The sequence below is a fragment of the Streptomyces sp. FH025 genome, assembly GCF_017427025.1.
Classification (GTDB): domain Bacteria; phylum Actinomycetota; class Actinomycetes; order Streptomycetales; family Streptomycetaceae; genus Kitasatospora.
The window spans coordinates 1-3071 of sequence record NZ_JAFLNG010000815.1 but is presented as its reverse complement, the minus strand read 5'-3'; the positions used below and the strand labels follow the sequence as shown (position 1 = coordinate 3071).

General features: G+C 72.4%; 2 protein-coding genes. One reads left to right on the top strand and one right to left on the bottom strand.

What is annotated here, in order from left to right; translation table 11 throughout:
* On the top strand, positions 1-1919 hold a 1919-nt coding region (locus J0670_RS34295), incomplete at its 5' end, for a galactose oxidase-like domain-containing protein (RefSeq protein WP_374223231.1).
* A 132-nt stretch (positions 1920-2051) separates the two neighbouring features.
* On the opposite strand, the gene J0670_RS34290 is transcribed toward J0670_RS34295, so the two are convergent.
* Positions 2052-3071 (bottom strand): glycoside hydrolase family 6 protein (locus J0670_RS34290; RefSeq protein WP_207816275.1); only part of this gene is annotated, 1020 nt, incomplete at its 5' end.

Sequence of the window (3071 nt, the reverse complement as noted above, 5' to 3'; positions counted from 1 at the left end):
AGACCGGCCGCACCAAGCGCTTCGCCCTCGGCAGCACCGTCGCGCTGACCGTCGCCGGAATGAACGCCCCGGCAGTCCTGGGCTTCGCCAGCGAGCAGTACCACCAGTACGTGATCAACCGCCCCGGGTACAAGGCGCAGTACGGCCACTGGCAGACCCTGACGCTGCCCGCCGAGTTCCGGGTCAACGCCGTCCACGCCACCCTGCTGCGCACCGGCAAGGTGCTCATCGTGGCCGGCTCCGGCAACGACGAGAAGCAGTTCAACGCGGGCACCTTCAAGAGCCTCCTCTGGGACCCGGCCAAGAACACCTACAAGCTGGTCCCCACCCCCGCCGACATGTTCTGCGGCGGTCACACCTCGCTGTCGGACGGCCGGGTGCTGGTGGCCGGCGGCACCCAGCGGTACGAGAAGCTGGACGGTGCGGTGAAGAAGGCGGCCGGCACGATGCGGGTGCGCAACGAGAGCCCGGAGCGCGACCGCACCTTCCCCAAGGGCACCGTGTTCGTCGGCCCGAACGGCCGCGAGTACGCCACCACCGCCCCGGTGACCGTCCCCGCCGCGACCAAGACCGGCTCCGGCAAGCAGACCGTGGTCACCGCCGGCGAGCAGCACGTGTTCGTCGAGGCGGTCGGCGACGGCCCGGAGTACGTGACCAACTCGCCCGCCCAGTACCGGATCAAGGGCCTGACCGGCACCGAATCGCACAACCTCTACGGGCAGAGCGAGAAGCTGACCCTGGACAAGCAGGACTACCAGGGCATCCGCGCCGCCTTCGAGTTCAACCCGGACACCGAGCTCTACGAGCAGGTCACCGACATGGCGCACGCCCGCTGGTACCCGACCCTGACCGGGCTGGGCGACGGCCGGGTGGTCACCGTCTCCGGGCTGGACGACACCGGGCAGATCCTCAACGGCAACGACAACGAGGTCTACGACCCGAAGACCAAGAGCTGGGCCAAGGCCCCCGACCGGTACTTCCCGACCTACCCGTCGATCTTCCTGACGGCCTCCGGCAAGCTCTTCTACTCCGGTTCCAACGGCGGTTACGGCCCGTCCGACAAGGGCCGCGAGCCCGGCGTGTGGGACCTGTCGAACAACACCTTCCAGCCGGTCCCCGGCCTGCGCGACCCGGGCCTCACCGAGACCTCCTCCTCGGTGCTGCTGCCGCCCGCCCAGACGCAGAAGGTCATGGTGCTCGGCGGTGGCGGGGTGGGCGAGTCCCCGCTGTCCACGGCCCGCACCGACATCGTCGACCTGTCCGCCGCCAAGCCCGCCTTCACCCCGGGCCCGGACCTGCCGGCCGGCGGCACCCGCTACCTCAACAGCGTGATCCTCCCGGACGACACCGTCTTCACCACCGGCGGCTCCAGCGGCTACCGCGGCCGGGGCGACAGCGACCTGCTCAAGGCGCAGGTGTACCACCCGGACTCCAACAGCTTCAGCACCGCCGCCGAACCCGCCGTCGGCCGCGACTACCACTCCGAGGCGCTGCTGCTGCCGGACGGCCGGGTCGCCGTGCTCGGCTCCAACCCGCTCTTCGCGGACAAGGCCGAGACCCAGCCGGGCGGTTTCGAGCAGCGCATCGAGATCTACACGCCGCCGTACCTGTACCACGGTGACCGCCCGCAGGTGACCGCCGCGCCGGAGACGGCGAAGCTCGGCGGCAGCCTCAAGGTCGGCACCTCCCGGCCGGACACGGTGACCACCGCCAAGCTGATCCGGCCGAGTTCGGTGACCCACGTGACCGATGTCGAGCAGCGCTCGGTGGCCCTGGACATCACCGGTCGGACGGCGGACGGGATCTCGCTCGCCCTCCCGGGCAACCCCAACCTGCTGCCGCCCGGCTGGTACATGCTGTTCCTGACGGACGGCACGGGCACCCCGTCGGTCGCCCGCTGGATCCAGGTGACCGGCTGAGCGCCCGGGTGACCGGCTCAACGCCCGCGCCTCAACGGGAGGGACACCCGGGGACCGGCTGAACGCCCGGGTGTCCGGCTGAGGCCCCAGCCGGCTACCCGACGAGGCGTCACCAGAACGCCCCGGGCCGCCTCAGCGCGTCGCCTGTGCCAGCCCCAGCGCGTACGGCAGCCAGAACTCGCCCGCCCGGGGCTCGCCGCGGCCGCACTCGCCGTCCGACTCCCCCGGGTTCTTGATCCACAGGTAGGCGTCGACCCCGGGCTTGCCGGTCTCGGTGGTCGGCGGCTCGCCGAGTGCCCGGCCGGGCGGGTTGCACCAGGAGTCGGCGCCCAGCGAGCCGTTGCCGCTGCGGCTGGTGTCGATGACGAAGTGCTTCCCGCCCAGGGCGGCGGAGAGCCGGTTCCCGTACGCCACGTTCCGGTCGACGGGGTAGAAGTTGGCGACGTTCACCGCGAAGCCGTCCGCCGCGGCGATGCCCGACTTGCGCAGGGCGGCGGCCAGTTCGTCCGGGTCCTGGAGCCAGCCGGGGTTGCCGGCGTCCAGGTAGACCCGGACGTTCGGCTGCTTCTTCAACTCCTGGACGGCGAAGGCCAGGAGGCCGTACCGCTCGGCGGCCTGGTCGCCCTTGATCCCGCAGTAGTCCAGGGTGTGCGCGACGGCGTCCGGCTCCAGCACCACCCAGGCCCTGCGGTCGCCGAGGGCCTGCGCGACGCCGGTGATCCAAGTGCGGTAGGCGGCGGCGTCGGGGGCGCCGCCGGCCGAGTACTGGCCGCAGTCGCGGTGCGGGATGTCGTACGCGACGAAGACGGCCGTCCGGCCGGCCTCGGTGGCGCGGCGGCTCACCTGTTCGGCGATCTCCTTGGCACCCTGCTCGCCGAGCCACTGCGAGGAGGGCTGGGCGGCGATCCGCAGCAGGGTGTCGGCCTCGGCCGTGCGGCCCTGGGTGCGCAGCGTGGCGACCTGCCGGGCGGCGTTGGTCTGGTCGGAGACGTAGAAGGCCTGTCCGGGGAGCTGGGCCAGCCCGCCGGGCCCGCCCGCCGTCCTCCCGGCGGTGACGGGGGCCGTGGCACCGGTGGCGCCGGTCGTCCCACCGCTTCCCGTGCCGCCCCCGTCCGTCCCGCTGCAGCCGGACACCGCCAGCAGCACACCGGT